Source organism: Streptomyces niger, from assembly GCF_000718305.1.
GTDB lineage: Bacteria > Actinomycetota > Actinomycetes > Streptomycetales > Streptomycetaceae > Streptomyces > Streptomyces niger.
Map to the genome: position 1 here is coordinate 483,094 of NZ_JOFQ01000003.1, position 20,491 is coordinate 503,584.

The window sequence follows — 20,491 nt, forward strand, 5'->3', positions numbered from 1 at the left end:
TTGTCGCCCGCCCCTCACGCGCGCTGACTGCTGACCGGCACGACCTCGCCGGTCATGTAGGACGAGTAGTCGCTGGCCAGGAAGACGATGACGTTGGCGACCTCCCAGGGCTCCGCGTACCGCCCGAACGCCTCCCGCTCGGTCAGCTCCGCCAGCAGCTCCGGGGTGGTGACCTTCGCCAGGTGCGGGTGCATGGCCAGGCTCGGGGACACGGCGTTGACCCGGACACCGTACTCGGCCGCCTCCACCGCGGCGCAACGGGTCAGGGCCATCACACCGGCCTTGGCGGCGGCGTAGTGGGCCTGGCCGCGCTGGGCGCGCCAGCCGACGACCGAGGCGTTGTTCACGACGACACCGCCGTGTCCGGCTTCCTTCATGCGGCGCAGGGCGGCGCGGGTGCAGCGGAAGGTGCCGTTGAGCGTGACGTCCAGGACCCGGTCCCACTGCGCGTCGGTCATGTCGACGAGGTCGGCGGTGCCGCCGAGCCCGGCGTTGTTGACGACGATGTCGAGGCGGCCGTGGCGTTCCGCGGCGAGGTCGAAGAGGGCTGCGACCCGGTCCTCGTCGGTGACGTCGCAGGGCAGTGCGGCGACCCGGTCGGCGCCGAACTCCGCCGCAAGGGCGGCCTCGGACTCCTTGAGCCGGCGGGCGTGCGCGTCGGAGAGGACGACCCGGGCGCCCTCCTCCAGGAGGCGGCGGGCCGTGGCGCCGCCGATGCCCGCGCCCGCCGCGGCGGTGACGACGGCGGCCCGGCCGGCGAGCAGCGCGTGCCCGGGGACGTACGGGGGCGGCGGGGTCACGAGCGTGCCTCCTTCGGCAGGCCGAGGACGCGCTCGGCGATGACGTTGCGCTGGATCTCGTTGGACCCGGCGTAGATCGTGTCGGCGCGGGAGAAGAGGAACAGCCGCTGCCAGTCGGTGAGGTCGTACGGTTCCCCGGCGGCCAGCATGCCGTCGGCGCCGCAGACGGCCATGGCGAGTTCGCCGAGCTCGCGGTGCCAGGTGGCCCAGAAGATCTTGCCGATGGAGGCCTCCGGACCCGGCGCCCCTGCCGCGACCCCGTCGAGCATCCGCAGGGCGTTGCAGCGGATCGTCTCCAGGCCGGTCCAGGCACGGGCGATCCGGTCGCGGATCAGCGGGTCGGCGGCGGCGCCGTTGGCCTTGGCCAGTTCGGTGACGGCGGTCAGTTCGCGGCGGAAGCCGACCTGCTGGCCGAGGGTGGAGACGCCCCGCTCGAAGCCGAGGGTGGCCATGGCGACGCGCCAGCCGTCCCCGGGTGCGCCGACGATGTGAGCCGCGTCCGTGCGCGCCTCGTCGAAGAACACCTCGTTGAACTCGGAGGTGCCGGTGAGCTGGGTGATGGGTCGGATCTCCACGCCCGGCTGGTCGAGCGGGACCAGCAGGTACGACAGTCCGTGGTGGCGGGTCGAGCCGGGTTCGGTGCGGGCGACGACGAAGCACCAGTCGGACTCGTGCGCGAGCGAGGTCCAGGTCTTCTGCCCGGTGATCACCCAGTCCCCGCCGTCGTCCCGCACGGCCTTGGTGCGGACGCCCGCCAGGTCCGAGCCGGCGTCGGGTTCGCTGTAGCCCTGGCACCACAGTTCCTCGACGGCGACGATCCTCGGGAGGAAGCGGTCCCGCTGCGCCGGCGTGCCGAAGGCGATGAGGGTGGGGCCGAGCAGCTGCTCGCCGATGTGGTTGACGCGCGCGGGCGCGTCGGCGAGGGCGTATTCCTCGTGGAAGGCGATCTGCTGGGCGAGGGACGCGCCGCGCCCTCCGTACTCCTCCGGCCAGCCGACGCAGGTCCAGCCCTCGGCCGCCATCCGCCGTTCCCAGGCGAGGCGTTCGGCGAAGGCCTCGTGTTCCCTCCCCGGGCCGCCGCGGCCGCGCAGGTCCGCGAACTCGCCGCTGAGCCGGGCCCGTAGCCAGGAGCGGACCTCCTTGCGGAACTCCTCGACGCTGCTCATGCCGCTACGTTAACCTACCAAACACTTGTTAGGGAAGGAGTGGCGGATGCCCGCTGAGCCCGACGACGCGCCCGTGCGCTACGCACGGCAGGGACCGGTCGCGACGGTCACCATGAACCGGCCCGATTACCGCAACGCACAGAATTCCGCGATGACTTACGCGCTGGACCGCGCCTTCTACCGCGCGGCCGACGACGACGAGGTGAAGGCCGTCGTCCTCGCGGGCGCCGGCGAGCACTTCTCCGCAGGGCACGACATCGGCACCCCCGAGCGCGACGCGCACCTGCCATTCGACCGCAAGGCCGGCCTGTGGTGGGACCACAGCGACAAGGCGGGCACGGAGAGCCGCTTCGCGCGCGAGTCCGAGGTGTACCTCGGGATGTGCCGCCGCTGGCGCGAACTGCCCAAGCCGGTCATCGCGAGCGTGCAGGGCGCCTGCGTGGCGGGCGGGTTGATGCTCGCCTGGGTCTGCGACCTGATCGTGGCCTCCGAGGACGCCTTCTTCGCCGATCCCGTGGTCCGTATGGGCATACCGGGCGTGGAGTACTTCGCCCACCCCTGGGTGATGCCGCCCCGCATCGCCAAGGAGTTCCTCTACACCGGAGACCGGATGAGCGCCCGGCGGGCGTACGAGATCGGCATGGTCAACCGGGTCGTGCCACGCGAGGAACTCGCTGACCGGACAACGGAGTTGGCCCAACGAGTCGCCGAGATGCCGCGCATGGGGCTCGCCCTCACCAAGCGTGCGGTCAACCAGGCCGAGGACCTCCAGGGCCTGCACACCGGCCTCGACTCCGTCTTCGGCCTGCACCACCTCGCGCACGCGCACAACGCCGAGACCGCACGGGACTCCCTCGGCGGCATGGACATCCGGGGCATGAAGGAGGCGTCCTCCTGATGAACCTGGACCTCTCCCCCGCGGACGAGGAGTTCCGGGCCGAGGCCCGCGCCTGGCTCGCCGCGCACGTGCCCCGCGTTCCGCTGCCCTCCCTGGAGACGGCGGAGGGCTTCGCGGCCCACCGGGAATGGGAGCGCGTACTCGCCGACGCCCGCTGGTCGGTGGTCTCCTGGCCCGAGGAGTACGGCGGCCGGGGCGAGTCCCTGCTGCGCTGGCTGCTCTTCGAGGAGGAGTACTACGCCGCCGGGGCGCCCGGCCGGGTCACCCAGAACGGCATCAACCTGCTGGCCCCGACGCTCTTCGAACACGGCACCCCGGAACAGCTGGCCCGCGTCCTGCCCGCCATGGCGAGCGGCGCGACCATCTGGGCCCAGGCGTGGTCCGAGCCGGAGGCCGGGTCGGACCTGGCCTCCCTGCGCTCCACGGCGGTACGCACCGACGGGGGATGGCTGCTCAGCGGGCAGAAGACCTGGTCCTCCCGGGCCGCCTTCGCCGACCGGGCCTTCGGCCTCTTCCGCAGCGATCCCGCCGGCGCCGCCGAGGGCAAGCCGCACCGGGGACTGACGTATGTGATGTTCCCGCTGGACGCGCCCGGGGTGACCGTGCGCCCCATCGGCCGGCTCGACGGCAAGCCCGCCTTCGCCGAACTCTTCCTGGACGAGGTGTTCGTCCCGGACGCCGACGTCATCGGGGAGCCCGGGCAGGGCTGGCGGGTGGCGATGAGCACGGCGGGCAACGAGCGCGGGCTGACGCTGCGCAGCCCGGGACGCTTCCTCGCCGCGGCCGACCGGCTGGTGGCGCTGTGGCGCGAGCGGGCCGACCCCACCGACACCGCGCTCCGCGACCGGGTGGCCGACGCGGTGATCGGCGCCCGCGCGTACCAGCTCTTCACGTACCGAAACGCGTCCCGCATCGCGGAGGGCGGGGAGCTGGGGGCCGAGTCCAGCCTGAACAAGGTCTTCTGGTCCGAGTACGACATCGCGCTGCACGAGACGGCGCTCGACCTGCTGGGGCCGGAAGGCGAGCTGGCGGACACGGCCGGGGACGCGCCCGCGCACGGCGGCTGGGCCGAGGGCTACACCTTCGCCCTCGCCGGACCGGTCTACGCGGGCACCAACGAGATCCAGCGCGACATCATCGCCGAGCGGCTGCTCGGTCTGCCGAAAGGACGCCGGTGATGCGGTTCCTGCTCGATGCCGAACAACGGGAGTTCGCCCGCTCCCTGGACGCGCTGCTCGCGGCGGCCGGCACGCCCGCTGTGGTCCGGGCCTGGTCGGCCGGGGACACCGGGCCCGGCCGCGCGCTGTGGTCCCGGCTCGCCGACGCCGGTGTCTTCGCCCTGGCCGTGCCGGAGAAGTACGAAGGCGTGGGCCCGCTGCCGGTCGAACTGGCCGTTGCATTCCGCGAGTTGGGGCGGCATGCGGTGCCGGGGCCGGTCGTGGAGACGGTCGCGGCGGCGGCCTTCCTGGACCGGCTGGGGGACGACGCGGCCGCGGCCGCGCTGCTGCCCGGCATCGCCACCGGCCGGACCGTCGCCTCGTTCTGCCTGCTCTCCCCCGCCCCCGGCATCGAAGGAAGCCCGTACGCACTGGACGCCGACGCCGCCGACCTGGTCCTCGCCGTGCGGGACGACTGCGTACGGCAGACCGCCTCGGCCGGGCCCGTGCAGCCGTCCGCCGACCCGGCACGGAGGCTGGCCAGGCCGGTCGGCGGAGACGTGCTGGCGCGGGGCCCTGAGGTGCGGGCCGCCGCCGCGTACGCCGCCGACGTCGCTGCGCTGGCCACCGCGGCGCAGGCGCTGGGCCTGGCCCGCACGCTGCTGGCGCGCACGGTCGAGTACGTCCGGCAGCGGACTCAGTTCGGGGTGCCCGTCGGGTCGTTCCAGGCGGTGAAGCACCGGCTGGCGGACACCCTCATCGGCGTGGAGTTCGCCGAGCCGCTGCTGTACGCGGCGGCACTGGGGCTGGCGGCCGACGATCCCGCCGAGGTGCCGGCGGCGAAGGCCGCGGCAGGCGAGGCGGCGTACGCGGCGGCCCGCACCGCACTCCAGCTGCACGGCGCCCTCGGCTACACCGACGAGCTGGACCTGTCCCTCTGGATCCGCAAGGCACGCGCGTTGCGGTCGGCCTGGGGCACGCCGGCCGCCTGCCGCGCCCGCGTGCTGGAAGGGGCCGGCGCATGAGCGAACTGTCGCTGACGGAGGAGCAGGAGGAACTGCGGGCCGCGGTACGGGCGTTGCTCACGCACCACGAGGGCGCTGCGGCCTGGCGGCCGCTGACGGAGCAGATCGGTGTCGCGGGGCTCGCCGTCCCCGAGGAGTACGGCGGCGCGGGGTACGGCGCATGCGAAGTGCACGTGGTGATGGCGGAGTTGGGGCGGGCGCTGAGTCCCGTGCCGCTCCTCGGGTCCGCTGTGCTGACGGTGGAGGCGCTGCTGGCCTCCGGCGACCGGTCGGCCTGCAAGGAACTGCTGCCGGGGCTGGCCGAGGGGCGGACCGTCGGGGCGCTGGCCTGGGCCGAGCGGGGCGCGTGGGACCCGGCGGCGGTCAGCGCGGAGGCAGTGCCGGGCTCCGGCGGAACGTGGCAGCTCACCGGCGTCAAAGAGTACGTGCTGGACGGGGCGGCGGCCGATGTGCTGCTGGTGGCGGCCCGTACCGTTGCCGGGGTGTCGCTGTTCCAGGTGGCGGTGGACGACGCGGGCGTGCGGCGCGTGCCCTCCGTGACGATGGATCAGACACGGCCGCTCGCAACGGTGGTGTGCGACGGGGCACAGGGGCGGCTGATCGGCGCCGAGGGCGACGGCGAGCGGGTCCTGTCGCACGTGCGGGACGTGGCCTGTACGGCGCTGGCCGCCGAGCAGGTGGGCGCGGCCGAACGCTGTCTGGAGCTGACCGTCGCGCACGCCAGGGACCGCGTGCAGTTCGGCCGCCCCATCGGTTCGTTCCAGGCGGTCAAGCACCGGCTGGCCGACGCGTACGTCCTGGTGGAGTCGGCCCGGTCGGCCGCGCTGGGCGCGGCGTGCGCGGCGGCGGCCGATACGGAGGGGCTGTCCTGGGCGGCGGCCGTCGCCAAGGCGGTCTGCTCCGAGGCGTTCTCGGCGGTGGCGGGCGAGATGATCCAGCTGCACGGCGGCATCGGCATCACCTGGGAGCACACGGCACACCGCTACTTCAAGCGCGCGCACGGCAGCGCGCAGCTCTTCGGCCCGCCGGAGCAGCACCGGGCCCGCCTGGCCGCCGAACTGGGGCTGGGAAGCGGCCGGCCGGCTTCTTCCACCGGATCGGCCGGCTTCTCCCACTGGGCGGGACTCGGCGGTGGCCGGCGCCGGCGGGGCGGTGTGTGATGGCCCGCACGACGGCGGCGGACGCCGCGGTAAGCGGCGGCGGAACGGGAGGGCGTGAGCGTGGTCGAGGTCGAGACGGACAACCCCCGAGGGCAGCGGCCGGACCCGAGGCCGGCCGGCACTGTCGCGCGGCTGGTGGACTGTGCGGCGGACGCGTTCGGCGCGGCCGAGGCGCTGGCCGACGGCGAGGTGCGGTGGAGCTTCACGCGGCTGCGGGACGAGGTGCACGCGGCTGCGCGGGCCGCGGTCGCCCACGGTGTGCTGCCCGGCGAGCGGGTGGCCGTCTGGGCGCCGAACAGCCGGCAGTGGATCGTGGCGGCGCTCGGTGCGGTCGCGGCCGGGGCCGTGCTGGTGCCGGTGAACACCCGTTACAAGGCGGCCGAGGCCGCCGACATCATCCGGCGCAGCGGTGCCCGGCTGCTCTTCACCGAGCGGGGCTTCCTCGGTACGGACTACGTGGCGATGCTGCACGGCTCCGGTGCGGACCTCCGCGGGCTGCGGCACACCGTCGTGCTGCGCGAGGGGGCCGGGGCCACCGCTCCGGCCTACGGGGCGGTGGCCTGGGACGCCTACCTCGCGGCGGGCGCCGCCGTACCGGACGCCGAACGGGCGGCGCGCGCCGCCGCCGTACGCCCGGAGGACCTCTCCGACATCCTCTACACCTCCGGCACGACGGGCCGGCCCAAGGGCGTGATGACCACGCACGGGCAGACCCTCGGGGTCTACGAGAGCTGGTCCCGCACCGTGACCCTGCGCCCCGGCGACCGCTATCTGCTGGTCAACCCCTTCTTCCACACCATGGGGTACAAGGCGGGCGTCCTCGCCTGCCTGTTGCGGGGCGTGACGATGCTGCCCGAGCCGGTCTTCGACACCGGGCGCGTCCTGGACCGGATGGCGGCGGAGCGGGTGAGCGTGCTGCTCGGCCCGCCGACCGTCTTCCACGGCCTCGTACGGCACCCGGAGCGCGGCCGGTACGACCTGTCGGCGCTCCGCCTCGCCGGTACCGGCGCGGCCATGATCCCCACCACGCTGATCGAGGAGATCCGCCGCGAGTTGGGGGCGACGGACGTGTTCACCGCGTACGGACTCAGCGAGTCGACCGGGGTGGTGTCGATCTGCCCCTTGGACGCCGACGCCGCGACGGTCGCGCGGACCGTGGGCGTCGCGCTGCCCGGCACCGAGCTGCGGATCGTCGGTCCCGACGGGCGTGTCCTGCCGGCCGGCGAGCCCGGCGAGGTGGTCACCCGCGGCTTCCATGTCATGGCCGGCTACCTCGACGCCCCCGAGGCCACCGCCCGTGCCGTCGACGCCGACGGCTGGCTGCACACCGGCGACGTCGGCGTGCTGGACGCACGCGGCTACCTGACCCTCACCGACCGGCTGAAGGACATGTACGTCGTCGGGGGCTTCAACGTCTACCCGGCGGAGGTGGAACAGGCCCTCGGCGCTCATCCGGGGATCGCCGAGGTGGCCGTCGTCGGGGCGCCGGACGAGCGGCTGGGCGAGGTCGGCGTCGCCTTCGTCGTCCCCGATCCCGCACTGCCGCCGCCCACCCCGGAGGCGCTCACGGCCTGGGCCCGCGAGCGGCTGGCCAACTTCAAGGTGCCGCGCCGCTTCCACCTCGTACCCGGGCTGCCGCGCAACGCGAGCGGCAAGGTCCTGAAGACCGAACTGCGCCGGGCGGCCCGGGACGGGCCGCGGGACGAGCCCGGTTCCGGCTGACGCACCGCCGCTCACCTGCGGCATCGGTCCTATACTCGCGCCCGTGACCGAGTCCACCACACCCTTCGACCCCGCCGGACTGCCGCCCACCAGCTGGGCGGTGCTGGGGCTGCTCTCCTTCGGGGAAGAGCTGTCCGGCTACGACCTGAAGAAGTGGGCCGACGCGAGCCTGCACTTCTTCTACTGGAGCCCGTCGGCCAGCCAGGTCTACGGCGAGCTCAAGCGCCTGGAGAAGCACGGTTACGTCACGTCGCGGACGGTCTCCCAGGACGACGGCGTGCGTGGCAAGCGCATGTACAGCATCACCCCGAGCGGCAAGGAGGCCGCCGCCCGGTGGGTGAGCGAGGCTCCGGTGGAGCCGCCCGTCCTCAAGCACGGCGTGATGCTGCGGCTGTGGCTCGGCCACATGACGGAGCCCGAGCAGCTGCGGGACATCCTCGAACAGCACCGTGCGTACGCCGAGAAGATGACGCACCGGGCCCGCGCCACGGCCGAGGGCTCGGCCAAGGAGCCGTCCTGGGCGTACACCGAGCTGGTCCTGCGGTGGTCGGAGAAGTACTACGAAGCGGAGCGGGAGTTCGCCGAGTCGGCGCTGCGCGACCTCGACGAGGTGGCGGCGACGGTACGCGCGGCCGAGGAGCCCGCTTCCGCGTCCGGGCCGCGCAGGCGCGGGAAGAAAGCCGACTGACGCCTGCCGAAGGGGCGCTGGCCACGGTACGGCGCGGCTCGCTCCGGAAGCATTGACATTTCGATCAGGCGTACTTCTCATCGAAACACTGCTTCCGGCTCGACCGCGACGACGAGGTGAGGGCGCACGTGCCGTTGGATCCCGTGGCCAAGGCAATCATCGACCTGTCCGAGGCCCACTTCCCGCGCCTGGGCACCGAGGTGTTCGACGCGACGGAAGCACGCCGCATCCTCGCGGCCCAGCCGGCCCGTTCGGCACCGCCCACCCCGGTCGCTCGCGTCGAGGACCGGCGGCTGCCCGGCCCGGCCGGCGCCCCCGAGGTCCCGGTGCGGCTGTACCGGCCGCGGACGTCGGGCGGCGCGCCCCTGCCGGTGGTGGTGTTCTGCCACGGCGGCGGCTTCGTGATCTGCGACCTGGACTCGCACGACGGGATGTGCCGGGAGATGGCCAACGCGACGGGTGCTCTCGTCGTCTCCGTGGACTACCGGCGGGCGCCGGAGCACCGGTTCCCCGCGGCGGCCGAGGACGCCTACGCGGTGCTGTGCTGGACCGCCGCGCACGCCGCCGGCCTGGGCGGCGATCCCGCGCGCCTGGCCGTGGCCGGCGACAGCGCGGGCGGCAACCTCGCCGCGGTGCTCCCGCTGATGGCCCGGGACCGCGGCGGCCCGATGCCCGTCTTCCAACTGCTGATCTACCCGATGCTCGACCCCGCCCGGAACACCCCGTCCTACCGGGACAACGCGCGCGGCTACTTCGTCACCGCCGATCACCTGCGCTGGTACTGGGAGCAGTACCTGGGCGACCGGTCCGGCGCCCACCCCTACGCCTCGCCGCTCGCCGCGCCCGACCTCTCCGGCCTGCCGCCGGCCCACGTGCTCACCGCCGAGTACGACCCGCTGCGCGACGAGGGCGAGACCTACGCGCTACGCCTGCGGGAGTCCGGCGTCCCGGTGGACGTCCGGCGCTACGACGGGGTCTTCCACGGGTTCTTCGGCATGGCGGGCCAACTCCGCGCCGCGGCCGAGGCGAACGACGCGGCGTACTCGGCGCTGCGTGCAGCACTGCACCGCTGACCGCACCGCACCACTGACCGCGCTGCATCCCTGACCGCACCGCACCGCTGACCGCCCGGCCGCCGGAGCGTCAGCCCGGTACCTGCGCCCGCAGTGCGGCCAGGAGCAGGTCCATGACGTGCTCGACGGCGGGGCCGGCCATCGTGGGGAGGTGGGCGCGTACCGCGTGCAGGTGCGGGAAGTCCTCGGCGGGCAGTTCGGCGTACGCCTCGCTCCAGGCCTGCGCGTCGCCGGCCCGTTGGCCGGCCGGGAGGCGCAGCACCGCCGCGTCCAGCGCCGCGTGGCCCAGGACGGTGTCGATGAAGGCGTGGTAGTGGCGTACGGCGGTGGCGTCGTCGAAGCCGGCCCGGCGCAGCAGGCCGATGCCCGTCTCCACCGCGCGCTGTTCGTGGGGGCGGCGGGTGACGCGGTGGGTGCTGAGGACGGCGACGCGCGGGTGGCGCAGCGCCGCGCGGTAGGCGCAGCGGCCGAACTCCCGTAGCGCCTCGGCCCAGTCCTCGTGGTCGTCGGGCCGGAAGGCGTCGAGGGCCTCACCGATGAGCCGGTCCCCCAGGGCCAGCAGCAGGTCGTCGGCGCCGCGGTAGTAGCGGTAGACGGCGCTGGGGTCGGCGCCGAGTGCGGCGCCGAGGCGGCGGATGGTGAGGGCTTCCGCGCCGTGCTCGTCGAGGAGTTCGAGCGCCTTGTCGAGGATCATCTCCGCCGACAGGACCACGCCGCTCTTGGTGGGGCGCCGGCGGCGGCGTTCGGCGGTGACGCGGTCGGGTGGTGCCACGGTCGGCCCTTCGTCGTCGGAGCCGGGCGCCTGCCCGGGGGTCGGGCCCACAGTCAATCACCTCCCCGCGGTCCTTCCGCGGCCTCCTTCGGACCGCGCACGGGCGACTTACGTCAACGCCATTGACATACTGTTGGCGCCAACTGTTTCATCGGCGCACGCGGTGCTCCGCCGCGCCGGGTCCCGGTCACCGGACGCCCCTCCCTCCCGCCCAAGGAGCGTGTCCCCGTGCCCCCAGCAGTGCCGCCCGCTCCGCCGGGCACCCGCATGCGCCGCTCGCTCGGCGTCAAGGACGGCGTGGCCATCGCCGCCTCCAGCACCGCCGCGACCACCAGCATCGGCATCGGAATGGGCACCCTCGCCGGGTACGCGGGCCGGCAGACGCCCGCCCTGCTGATCCTGGCGTTCCTGCCGATCCTCGGCATCGCCCTCTCCTACGCCCGCCTCAACCGCTCCGAGCCCAACTGCGGCAACGGCTACACCTGGGTCGGCCGCTCCATCGGCCCCTGGCCGGGCTTCCTCACCGGCTGGGTCGTCACGGTCGGCAACGTCATCTTCATGGCGTACACCGGAGCCATCACCGGCTCGGTGCTCCTGCAGTTCCTCAACAAGCTGGGCGCGCATACGGTGTTCGGGGTCGCACTGGACCCGAATTCCACGGCCACCAGCACCGTCATCGGCCTCGTCGCACTCGTCGTCGTGACGCTCACGGCGGTCACCGGCGTCCGCTCCGCCACCCGCCTGCAACTCTGGCTGCTGGTCTTCGAGTACGCCGTGCTGCTCGTCTTCTGCGCCTGGGGGCTGGCCGCCGGCGACCAGCCCTTCTCCTTCTCCTGGCTGAACCCGTTCGAGATCGGCTCGGCGACGTCGCTCGCCCAGGGCATGGTCCTCGCCGTCTTCCTCTACTGGGGCTGGGACGCGGCGTTCACCGTCAACGAGGAGACGAAGGCCGCGGGGGACGCGGCGCGCGGCGGGCTCCTCGCCCTCGCCGTCATGCTGGCGCTGTTCGTCTTCGCCGCCGTCTCCTTCCAGCGCGTGCTGGGCAACGGCGAACTGGTGCGCAACGGCCCGCAGGCGCTCACCTTCCTCGGCACGCACCTCGCCCCCGAGCCCTGGGCGTCCCTGCCACTGGCCGCCCTGATGTGCTCCGCCTTCGCGTCCCTGCAGTCCAGCGTCATCCCCACCGCGCGCGGCCTGCTCGCCATGGGCCGCGACCGCACCCTCGGCCCCGTCTGGACGAAGGTCAGCCCCCGCTTCGGCACGCCCGCCGTGGGTACGGTCCTCATCATGGCCATCGCCGCGGCCGTCGCCGTACTGGCCCTCGGCATCCCCCAGCTGAACGAAATGATCCTCGCCGCGGTCAACTCGATCGGGCTGGTCGTCTCCCTCTACTACGGCCTGACCGCACTGGCCTGCGCGCTGCGCTTCCGCGCCGACCTGCGGGCCGGGCCGCGCGCCGCGCTGACCGGCGTGGTGATCCCCGCCACCAGCGGACTGCTCCTCTTCGGGCTGGGCGGCTACCTCGCCCACCACTACGCGACCATGAGCGACCGCTTCGAAGCCCGGCCGGACAACGGCTGGTTCATGCTCCTCGTGCCCGGCCTGATCATCGCCTCCGGGCTGGCGGTCGCGGCGCGGGCCAAGTGGGGGCGGCGCTCGCCGTACTTCGTCACCGGCCGCGGCACGGACGCGGAGGCGATCGACCTGCCGGGGGACCACGGCGCCGGCCCCGTCGCGGCACCGACCGAACCCGCCCGCTGACCCCGCCCACCGACCCAGCCGCCCTCACCTTCGCACGTCTCATGCGCCCCCGAACCAGGAGTCCGGTCATGCCCCCTTCGCACCCCGCCGACCTCGTGTTCACCGGCGGCCCCGTGCACACCGTCGACCCGGCGCGCAGCCGCGCCACCACCGTCGCCGTGCGCGGCGACCGCATCGTCGCCGTCGGCCACGACGAGGTGCGCGCCCTCATCGGCCCGCGCACCGAGGTCGTGGACCTGCACGGCCGGCTGCTCGTACCCGGCTTCCAGGACGCGCACGTCCACCCGGTGGGCGGCGGCGTCGAGCTCGGGCAGTGCGACCTGAGCGGCGCGGTCACCGCGGAGGACTACCGGCGCCGCATCCGCGCGTACGCCGACGCGCACCCGGACGCCGAGTGGATCACCGGCGGCGGCTGGTCCATGGAGGCCTTCCCCGGCGGCACGCCCACCCGGCAGTTCCTCGACGCGCTGGTGCCCGACCGCCCGGTGTACCTGGTCAACCGCGACCACCACGGCGGCTGGGCCAACACCCGGGCGCTGGCGCGCGCCGGGCTCGACGCGCGGACGCCCGACCCGGCGGACGGGCGCCTGGAACGGGAGGGCGACGGGCACCCCACCGGGATGCTCCAGGAGGGCGCCATGACCCTGGTCGCCGCCGTCGTGCCGGAGCCGACCCCGGAGACGCTCACCGAAGGGCTGCTGCGGGCGCAGGCCCTGCTCCACTCGTACGGGGTCACGGCCTGGCAGGACGCCCTGCTCGGCAACCACGCCGGGATGGCCGACCCGGCCCCCGCCTACGCGGCCGCCGTCCGCGCGGGCCGGCTGACCGCCCGGGTCATCGGCTCCCTGTGGTGGGACCGGGCCCGCGGCACCGAGCAGATACCCGAACTCCTCGCCCGGCGCCAGGAGTTGACCGGAGGCCGGCTGCGCGCCACGACCGTGAAGATCATGCAGGACGGCATCGCCGAGAACCACACGGCGGCCCTCCTGCACCCCTACCTCACGGCCTGCGGCTGCGCCTCCGACAACAGCGGCATCTCCTTCATCGAGCCCGAAACGCTGCGCCGCTACGTCACCGACCTGGACGCGCACGGCTTCCAGGTCCACTTCCACGCCCTCGGCGACCGCGCCGTCCGCGAGTCCCTCGACGCCGTCGCGGCGGCACGCGCGGCCAACGGCTGGACGGACAACCGCCCGCACCTCGCGCACCTGCAGATCGTCCATCCCGACGACGTGCCCCGCTTCCGCCGGCTCGGCGCCACCGCCAACGTCCAGGCGCTGTGGGCAGCGCACGAGCCGCAGATGGACGACCTGACCATCCCGTTCCTGGGTACCGAGCGGGCCGCCCTGCAGTACCCCTTCGGCGACCTGCTGCGCGCCGGCGCGACGCTCGCCGCCGGCAGCGACTGGCCGGTCAGCAGCCCCGACCCGATGGCCGCGCTGCACACCGCCGTCCACCGCCGCCAGCCGGGGGCGGCCCCCGACGCCCCGGCGTTCCTCCCCGAGCAGCGCCTCGACCTCGGCGCCGCGCTCGCGGCCTACACCGCCGGCAGCGCCTACGTGAACCACCTCGACGACACCGGCACGATCCGCGCCGGCAACCTCGCCGACCTCGCCGTCCTCGACCGCGACCCCTTCGAGGACCCGGCGGACATCGCGGCGACCCGGGTCCTGCAGACGTACGTCGGCGGCGTCCGCGTGCACGCCGCCGAGGACGCCTGAGGACCACTTCTCCGAAGGGGTGTGCTTCAGGGCCGTCCGGCGGGCGGCACCTCCTCGCCGGGCGGCACGGGGCCCGGCGGGGTGCCGTCGCCGAACGGCCGGCCGCCCAGCTGCTCGCGGTGGTGCGGGGTGAGCCAGCCGGCGAGGTCGGGTCCGCGGGGCACCACCTGGGTCGGGTTGATCCCCGTGTGCACCTGGTAGTAGTGCCGCTTGATGTGGTCGAAGTCGACGGTGTCGCCGAAGCCCGGCGTCTGGTACAGGTCGCGCATGTAGGCCCAGAGCACCGGGTCCTCGGCCAGCTTGTAGCGGTTGCACTTGAAGTGGCCGTGGTAGACGGCGTCGAACCGCACCAGCGTGGTGAACAGCCGGATGTCCGCCTCGGTGATCGTGTCGCCGACCAGGTACCGGCGGTCGGAGAGCCGCCCCGAGAGCACCTCCAGCCGCCGGAAGACGTCCTCGTACGCCTCCTCGTACTCCTTCTGCCCGGTCGCGAACCCGGCCCGGTACACGCCGTTGTTGACGTCCCGGTAGACGCCGTCCATGACCTCGTCGATCTCGCCGCGCAGCGGCTCCGGGTAGAGGTCGGGCGCGCCGGGCCGGTGCAGCGCCGTCCACTCGGTCGCGAGGTCCAGGGTGATCTGCTGGAAGTCGTTGGTGACGAGCTTGCCGCTCGGTACGTCCACGACGGCGGGCACGCTGACGCCGCCGGGGTAGCCGGTCTCGCGCGCGTCGTACGCCTCGCTGAGGTAGCGGATGCCCAGTACGGGGTCGCGGCCGTCCGGGTCCAGGGTGAAGCGCCAGCTGCGGTCGTCCTGGATCGGGTCGGTGACGGCCAGCGACAGCGCGTCCTCCAGGCCGAGCAGCCGCCGGGAGACCAGGGCACGGCTGGCCCAGGGACAGGCGCGGCTGACGACCAGGCGGTAGCGGCCGGCCTCGACGGGCCAGCCGTCCCGGCCGTCGGCGGTGATGCGGTCGGCGAAGTGGCTCCGCGACCGCTTGAAGGACTTCCTGCCGTACTCGGTGTTGCCGTCGGATGCGCTCCCTGGTGCTGCGTCGTCCTGGTGTGTGCTGGCGTCGGCGGAACGGTGCGCGGTCATCGCGGTCCGTCTCCTTCCCGTGCAGGTGGCCGGTTCTCTGCGGGAAGGGTTCCCGCCATGATCCGATTCTCACCGCACGTCAGCCTGGCGGGGCAGGACCGGGCCGCGCCCCGGGGCGTCGGCACTCAGGCGGCGGGGGTGCCGATGACAACGGTCGCGTACTGCTCCTCCGACGTGACCACCCGCGGGACGAGGCCGCTGCGGTGGAACACCTCGGCCGCCGCAGCCGCCTGGCGGGCGCTCGTCTCGACGAGGAGATGGCCGCCCGGCGCCAGCCAGCGCGGCGCCCCGGCCGTCACCCTGCGCAGGATGTCCAGCCCGTCGGCGCCGCCGTCCAGGGCCACCAGCGGCTCGTGCTCCCGGGCCTCGGGCGGCAGCAGCCCGACCTCGTCGGTGGGCACGTAGGGCACGTTCGCCACGAGGACGTCGATCCGGCCGCGCACGGTGTCCGGCAGCGCCTCGTACAGGTCACCCTGGTGCACGTGGCCCACGGTGGCGGGGATGTTGCGGCGGGCGCAGCGGACCGCGGCCGGGTCGATGTCCGCCGCGTGCAGCTCCGCGCCGGGGGCCGGGACGGCGGCGGCCAGCGCGGCGCCCACCGCGCCGGAGCCGCAGCACAGGTCGACCACGACCGCGCGGGCGCCGGGCGGGACGGCGGTGGCGAGCGCGACGGCACGCGCGGCGAGGAACTCGGTACGGCGGCGGGGCACGAAGACGCCCGGCGCGACGGCCACTCTCAGGCCGCAGAACTCCGCCCAGCCCAGTACCTGTTCGAGGGGGAGGCCGGCGGCGCGCCGTTCCACCATGGCATCGAGGGCGGCGGGGGTGGCGGCGGTGGCGAGCAGCAGGTCCGCCTCGTCCTCGGCGAAGACCGAACCGGTCTCACGGAGGCGGCCGACGGCGGCGGAGCGGAGGGAGTGCATACGGGGAGAAGCGAGGAGCGACACGGGAAGCCTTTCGGGTGCCTGGCGGACGCCGGGCGGGCTCCCTCCTCCGGTCGCTACGGCAGTGGTGCCGCGGGAACCGTGCGGACGCGAGCAGGGAGGACCCGTCCTGTTGCAGCGGTAATGGGTCTCACCTCCTCGGTCGGACCGGCATGATCACCGGCGTCGGTCAGATTACCCGATGCCGAGCCGACCGCACGTCGAATTCCGATCGGATTCCGGCCCAATGCCGGTCGAATGCCGGTCGATACGGAAGAACCTGACGGGCCGGCGGGCGAGGGCGGCCGGCAGGCCGCGCGATCACCTGACCACGGGGTCTTGGTGGCGCGATGGTGCGACGGCCCGCCGGCCCGGTCTCCGGTGTCGCGACACTGTGAGACGCAGAGTCACCACTGCCCACGTATCTCCGTCGGCATACCAAGGGACACGGGGGGGGGCCGGCGCCCCGCGCGCGAACATGCGGGGCCGCTGACCGGCGACGACAATGGGAGGGCCGGGACCTGCGGCGCGTCGGGCGTCGCGCCGGCCGTCCGGCATGGGAGGTACCTCATGACCACTGCCGGAGAGATCATGCACCCCGGCGCCCAGTGGATACCCGAGGACGCCACCTTGGACCGCGCGGCACAGCTGATGCGGGAGCTCGATGTGGGCGCCCTGCCGATCAGCGACGCGGACGAGCGGCTGTGCGGCATCCTCACCGACCGCGACATCGTGGTCGGCTGTGTGGCCATGGGCCACGATCCGACCCACATCACCGCGGGTGAGATGGCCAAGGGCACGCCCCGCTGGATCGACGTGGACGCCGATGTCGCCGAGGTGCTGGAGGAGATGCGGGGACACCAGGTCCGCCGGCTCCCGGTGATCCAGAACAAGCGGCTGGTCGGCATGATCAGCGAGGCCGATCTGGCCGGTCACCTCACCGACGACCAGCTGGCCGACTGGACGCAGAGCATCACGGCACAGCGCTGACCCGCTCCCCTGCCCGTACCGTCTCCCGCTCGCCGTGGGCCCGTACCCCGGGCCCACGGCCCTTCCGCGCCGCTTTCCTCGTCACTTCCCTCGTCGCTTTCCTCGTCACACCGTTCTCCGGGGCTCGCGGTCCTGCCGGTACTCGGGACACGACCGGGTCCGATGGGCGTACGGTGGTCACCGGCGCGAAGAAGGTCGCGCGAGGAGGTCGGCCGTGGAAGCGATGTTGAAGACGGTGATCGGCGGCGAGCTCGTGGAGCTGCCCGGCACCATTGCCGGTATCCGGGCCGTCCTCGACGAGGACCAGGCCCGCGTGTTCGACCAGGAGATCCCGCACGTCCCGGCCGCCGAGCTGCCCGCCCGGCTGGCCCGCTGGGCCCTGGGCGGCACCGGCGCCGACCTGGAGGACCAGGAGCTCTTCGAGCGGCTGGAGCGGGGCGAGGACATCGGTGCCGTGCCGGCCGACGACAGCCGGCCGGAGGTGGCGTGAGCCGCCGTCGCCTGCAGTACGCGCCGCCGGCCGACCAGGCCCGCGACGCCATGGACACCTCCTTACGCACCCGCTTCGACGCGGGGATGCGCCGGCTCGCCGACGACCCGTACGGGCACGGTTCCGCGGCGATCGACAAGGAGCGGGAGCGGCGGGAGGCGACCGTCGCCGGTGTGGTGATCCGCTATTACGTGAGCGAGAGCGTGCTGACGGTCACGGTCGTGCGCATCGTCTACTTCTGAGCCCCACCCGACGCCGGGTACGCGCACGACCCCGCGCCGCCGTCCTCCAGCAGTCGCTCCACTTCGTCGCGGGCCGCGTCGAGGATGCGGACGACGGCCTCCGCGGCGTCGGCGGACCGGCCTTCGGCGACCGCGTCGGCGACCTCCCGGTGGCGGTGCACGGCGGCCGGGTCGAGGGCGGCCGGCATGAGCGACAACTCTCGCCGGGACACCAGCAACTCCTCTGTCACCTCGGCCAGTTGGGCGAACATGCGGTTACCGGACGCGGTGAGCAGCGCGCGGTGGAAGGCCGCGTCGGCCGCGACGAAAGCAGCACGGTCACCGGCCCGGGCCGCATCCGCCATGGCGCGCGCGTGCCCGGTCAGCGCGTCGCGGACGGCGGGGGCCGCGCCGGAGGCGGCGAGGGCCGCGGCGGACGGTTCGACGGCGGCCCGCAGTTCGGCCAGTTCGCGCAGTTGGGTCCCGCGCCGGGGCGAGGCCAGCCGCCAGCGGATGATCTGCGGATCGTAGAGGTTCCAGTCGGCGAGCGGGCGTACGGTGATGCCGACGCGGGGGCGGCTGGTGACCACCCGCTTGGACTCCAGGACGCGGACCGCCTCGCGCGCGACCGTGCGCGAGACGCCGTACCGCTCCTGCACGTCCTCCAGGCGCAGCACCTCGCCCGCGCGGATCTCGTCCGCGGCGAGCGACCGGCCGATGCGGTCGACCACCTGCCCGTGCAGGCCTTGAAGTTCCACGCCGTTCCCCAGTCTCTCCGAGTGCGCCGGTGCCTCGTGTGCGCCGGTACGGGGCGGCCCGCCGGTGGCCGCCCCGCCCGATTCTCACACCTCCGGCGTCCCCGGCGAACCGGGGTCAGAAGGCCTGGCGGGGCGGCGTCGAATCGCTGGCGCCGCGCAGGAAGTCCAGGTCGACGCCGGTGTCGGCCTGGGTGACGTGCCGGTCGTAGAGATAGCGCCAGCCGCGTTCCGCATGTGCGCGCGGCGGCTGCCAGGCGGCGCGGCGGCGCGCCAGCTCCGCGTCCTCGACCAGGACGTCGAGCCGCCGTGCGGGCACGTCCAGGCGCACCCGGTCGCCGGTGCGGACGAGGGCGAGCGGGCCGCCGACGGCCGCCTCGGGCGCGACGTGCAGGACGCAGGTGCCGTACGCGGTGCCGGACATGCGGGCGTCGGAGATCCGCACCATGTCGCGCACGCCCTCGTCGAGCAGCTTCTTCGGCAGCTGGACATTGCCGACCTCGGGCATGCCGGGGTAGCCCTTCGGCCCGGTGTTGCGGACGACGAGGACGGTGTCGGCGGTGACGTCGAGCGCGGGATCCTCGGCGACGGCGAGGTAGTCCTCCAGCGAGTCGAAGACCAGCGCGGGTCCGGTGTGGGTGAGCAGTTCGGGGTCGGCGGCGGACTGCTTGATGACGGCGCCGCCGGGCGCGAGGTTGCCGCGCAGGACGGCCGTACCGTTGCCGGCGGGCTGTACGGGCCGGTCGAGCGGGCGGATGACCTCGCGGTCGTACACCTCGGCCCCCTCGCAGTTGTCGAGCAGGCTGCGCCCGGTGACGGTGACGGTGTCGCGGTGTAGATGGTCACGGAGGTCATTGATGAGGGCCGGGAGGCCGCCCGCGTACGCGAACTCCTCCATCAGGAAGCGCCCTGACGGCATCAGGTCGACGAGCAGCGGGAGTTCGGCGCCGAGCCGGTCGAAGTCGTCCAGTGCGAGGGGTACGTCGATGCGGCCGGCGAGGGCGAGGAGGTGGAGGACGGCGTTGGTGGAGCCGCCGATGGCGGCGTTGACACGGATGGCGTTCTCGAAGGCGGCGCGGGTCATGATGCGCTGCGGGGTGAGGTCGCTGCCGGCCAGCGCGACGGCGCGGCTGCCGGTCTCCTCGGCGAGGGTGGAGCGGCGGGAGTCGACGGCGGGCAGTCCGGAGCCGCCGGGGACCATCATGCCGAGCGCTTCGGTGAGGCAGGCCATGGTGGAGGCCGTGCCCATGGTCATGCAGTGGCCCGCGCTGCGGTTCAGCGAGCTCTCGAACTCGGTGAACTCCTCCTGTGTGATGGTGCCCGCGCGCAGCTCCTCGGTCATCCGCCACACGTCCGTACCGGAGCCGACGTGGCGGCCCCGGAAGCGGCCGTTGAGCATGGGGCCGCCGGTGAAGACGATCGCGGGGACGCCCGCGCTCGCGGCGCCCATGAGGGCTGCCGGGGTGGTCTTGTCGCAGCCGGTGAGCAGGACGACGGCGTCCATGGGGTTGGCGCGGATCTGCTCCTCGATCTCCATGGCGGCGAGGTTGCGGTAGAGCATGGTGGTCGGTCGCATGATCGGCTCGCCCAGCGACATGGCGGGGAACTCCAGCGGGAAGCCGCCGGCCTGCAGCACGCCGCGTTTCACGGCGGCCGAGAGGATCTGCAAGTGGCCGTTGCAGGGGTTCAGTTCGGAGTAGGTGTTGCAGATGCCGATGACCGGCCGGCCGTCGAAGTTGTGCCCGCCGCGGCCCATGCCGCGCAGGGCGTGCCGGGTGATGAAGCCGTTCTTGCCGCCGTCCCCGAACCAGGCGCGGGAGCGGAGCGGGGCGGTGCCGGCGGGCTGCTGCCGGTCGTGCACGGTCATGTGACGTCCTTCCGACGCGGTCCGGGGTGGCCGCGAGCCGAGCCGCGCCCTCGCCACCCGTCCAATGGTGCTATCAAAGCACGATAGAACCGGCCCCCGTCCAGACCCGTGCACACCTCGGCACGAGCGCGCGCACCGTGCGCACCGCGGCCGCCACGCTCCCCCGGCAACTCCTCCGAGCGCCCGCGCACCCCCCGCCACCAGG

The 20,491-nt window shown here is 73.9% G+C and carries 19 protein-coding genes; 12 read left to right on the top strand and 7 right to left on the bottom strand.

The genetic code is table 11. The annotated features are described in order from the left end of the window. Positions 1–14 precede the first annotated feature (14 nt). Together IF20_RS08745 and IF20_RS08750 are read right to left on the bottom strand one after the other, a co-directional pair. Complete coding sequence (locus IF20_RS08745; RefSeq protein WP_052864408.1) at positions 15–800, bottom strand: SDR family oxidoreductase; 786 nt, start codon at positions 798–800, stop codon at positions 15–17. Beyond that, complete coding sequence (locus tag IF20_RS08750) at positions 797–1,966, bottom strand: acyl-CoA dehydrogenase family protein (protein WP_052864409.1); 1,170 nt, start codon at positions 1,964–1,966, stop codon at positions 797–799. Before IF20_RS08750 ends, IF20_RS08745 begins: the two co-directional genes overlap by 4 nt. A gap of 46 nt (positions 1,967–2,012) precedes the next feature. On the opposite strand from IF20_RS08750, the gene IF20_RS08755 reads away from it, so the two are divergent. The 7 genes from IF20_RS08755 to IF20_RS08785 all read left to right on the top strand — a co-directional run bounded on the left by IF20_RS08755 (position 2,013) and on the right by IF20_RS08785 (position 9,689). Further along, positions 2,013–2,864 (top strand): enoyl-CoA hydratase, encoded by an 852-nt coding sequence (locus IF20_RS08755; protein ID WP_052864410.1) that lies wholly within the window; start codon positions 2,013–2,015, stop codon positions 2,862–2,864. Continuing rightward, the gene (locus tag IF20_RS08760) at positions 2,864–4,042 is read left to right on the top strand and encodes an acyl-CoA dehydrogenase family protein (RefSeq protein WP_052864411.1); all 1,179 of its coding nucleotides are present in this window, start codon (positions 2,864–2,866) and stop codon (positions 4,040–4,042) included. Before IF20_RS08755 ends, IF20_RS08760 begins: the two co-directional genes overlap by 1 nt. Then, positions 4,042–5,046 carry an acyl-CoA dehydrogenase family protein gene (locus IF20_RS08765; protein WP_052864412.1) on the top strand — a complete coding sequence of 335 codons (1,005 nt, stop codon included), beginning with the start codon at positions 4,042–4,044 and terminating at the stop codon, positions 5,044–5,046. Before IF20_RS08760 ends, IF20_RS08765 begins: the two co-directional genes overlap by 1 nt. Next, positions 5,043–6,206, top strand: a complete 1,164-nt coding sequence (locus tag IF20_RS08770; protein ID WP_324605560.1) for an acyl-CoA dehydrogenase family protein — start codon at positions 5,043–5,045, stop codon at positions 6,204–6,206. Before IF20_RS08765 ends, IF20_RS08770 begins: the two co-directional genes overlap by 4 nt. Positions 6,207–6,266: 60 nt before the next feature. Further along, positions 6,267–7,928 (top strand): FadD3 family acyl-CoA ligase, encoded by a 1,662-nt coding sequence (locus IF20_RS08775; protein ID WP_052864536.1) that lies wholly within the window; start codon positions 6,267–6,269, stop codon positions 7,926–7,928. A 43-nt stretch (positions 7,929–7,971) separates the two neighbouring features. Further along, on the top strand, positions 7,972–8,616 hold the full coding sequence (locus IF20_RS08780) for a PadR family transcriptional regulator (protein ID WP_052864413.1): 645 nt from the start codon (positions 7,972–7,974) through the stop codon (positions 8,614–8,616). A gap of 128 nt (positions 8,617–8,744) precedes the next feature. Further along, positions 8,745–9,689: an alpha/beta hydrolase gene (locus IF20_RS08785; RefSeq protein ID WP_052864414.1), complete on the top strand. Its 945-nt coding sequence runs from the start codon at positions 8,745–8,747 to the stop codon at positions 9,687–9,689. 70 nt (positions 9,690–9,759) lie between these two features. Here the strand turns inward: IF20_RS08785 and IF20_RS08790 are convergent, their stop codons facing one another. Continuing rightward, entirely contained in the window at positions 9,760–10,512 is a 753-nt protein-coding gene (locus IF20_RS08790; RefSeq protein ID WP_234426577.1) for a TetR/AcrR family transcriptional regulator, read from the bottom strand. Positions 10,513–10,728: 216 nt separating this feature from the next. Here IF20_RS08790 and IF20_RS08795 point away from each other — a divergent pair, with 216 nt between their 5' ends. Together IF20_RS08795 and IF20_RS08800 are read left to right on the top strand one after the other, a co-directional pair. Beyond that, complete coding sequence (locus tag IF20_RS08795) at positions 10,729–12,222, top strand: APC family permease (protein ID WP_052864539.1); 1,494 nt, start codon at positions 10,729–10,731, stop codon at positions 12,220–12,222. Between the two features lie 68 nt (positions 12,223–12,290). Then, positions 12,291–13,943, top strand: a complete 1,653-nt coding sequence (locus IF20_RS08800) for an amidohydrolase (RefSeq protein ID WP_052864415.1) — start codon at positions 12,291–12,293, stop codon at positions 13,941–13,943. Positions 13,944–13,969: 26 nt separating this feature from the next. Here the strand turns inward: IF20_RS08800 and IF20_RS08805 are convergent, their stop codons facing one another. Further along, a complete protein-coding gene (locus tag IF20_RS08805; protein WP_052864416.1) occupies positions 13,970–15,040 on the bottom strand; it encodes a glutathione S-transferase family protein in 1,071 nt (356 codons plus the stop codon). Positions 15,041–15,165: 125 nt separating this feature from the next. Beyond that, a complete protein-coding gene (locus tag IF20_RS08810; RefSeq protein ID WP_052864417.1) occupies positions 15,166–15,963 on the bottom strand; it encodes a putative protein N(5)-glutamine methyltransferase in 798 nt (265 codons plus the stop codon). A 570-nt stretch (positions 15,964–16,533) separates the two neighbouring features. Here IF20_RS08810 and IF20_RS08815 point away from each other — a divergent pair. From IF20_RS08815 to IF20_RS08825, 3 genes are all read left to right on the top strand, one after another. Then, entirely contained in the window at positions 16,534–16,953 is a 420-nt protein-coding gene (locus IF20_RS08815; protein ID WP_052864418.1) for a CBS domain-containing protein, read from the top strand. Between the two features lie 214 nt (positions 16,954–17,167). Further along, a complete protein-coding gene (locus tag IF20_RS08820; RefSeq protein WP_052864419.1) occupies positions 17,168–17,443 on the top strand; it encodes a hypothetical protein in 276 nt (91 codons plus the stop codon). Between the two features lie 50 nt (positions 17,444–17,493). After that, on the top strand, positions 17,494–17,685 hold the full coding sequence (locus tag IF20_RS08825; RefSeq protein WP_052864541.1) for a hypothetical protein: 192 nt from the start codon (positions 17,494–17,496) through the stop codon (positions 17,683–17,685). Here the strand turns inward: IF20_RS08825 and IF20_RS08830 are convergent. Together IF20_RS08830 and IF20_RS08835 are read right to left on the bottom strand one after the other, a co-directional pair. Next, positions 17,676–18,422: a FadR/GntR family transcriptional regulator gene (locus tag IF20_RS08830; RefSeq protein WP_234426578.1), complete on the bottom strand. Its 747-nt coding sequence runs from the start codon at positions 18,420–18,422 to the stop codon at positions 17,676–17,678. The two genes, IF20_RS08825 and IF20_RS08830, sit on opposite strands and share 10 nt — an antisense overlap. A 115-nt stretch (positions 18,423–18,537) precedes the next feature. Next, a complete protein-coding gene (locus IF20_RS08835; protein WP_052864420.1) occupies positions 18,538–20,286 on the bottom strand; it encodes an IlvD/Edd family dehydratase in 1,749 nt (582 codons plus the stop codon). Positions 20,287–20,491: the final 205 nt, after the last annotated feature.